We start from the raw sequence: 425 nt of genomic DNA on the forward strand, positions 1-425 counted from the left end.
TGGTGCCCTCGTGCTTGTCATGGCTGGAATACAGCAGCGACTGGGCCAGGCGCTCGAGCAGCAGCCCGGTGCGCTGGTCGGTTTCCGCGCCGTTCTTGATCACGAGCTTGGCCAGCCGGATGGCCAGCGGGCCCTTGGCCGTGATTTGTCCGGCGGTCTTGCGCACCGCGACCATGAGTTCCTCGGCCGGGACGACCTCGGTGACCAGACCGATGCGCAGCGCCTCCTCGGCGTCGAAGAGCCGCCCGGTGAGGATCAGCTCGACGGCCCGGCCCTTGCCGACCAGCCGGGTGAGCCGCTGGGTGCCGCCGGCCCCCGGGATGATCCCGAGGTTGGTTTCCGGCAGCCCGAAGCGTGCGCCCTCCGCGGCGATGCGGATGTCGCAGGCCATGGCCAGCTCGTTGCCGCCGCCCAGGGCGAACCCG

General features: G+C 71.1%; 1 protein-coding gene. It reads right to left on the minus strand.

The genetic code is table 11. The features are described from left to right. Positions 1-425, minus strand: a 425-nt coding sequence (locus ACIPVK_RS21815; RefSeq protein WP_407614073.1) for an enoyl-CoA hydratase/isomerase family protein, incomplete at both ends; no start/stop codon positions are given.

Source organism: Paeniglutamicibacter sp. MACA_103, from assembly GCF_045798555.1.
GTDB lineage: Bacteria > Actinomycetota > Actinomycetes > Actinomycetales > Micrococcaceae > Paeniglutamicibacter.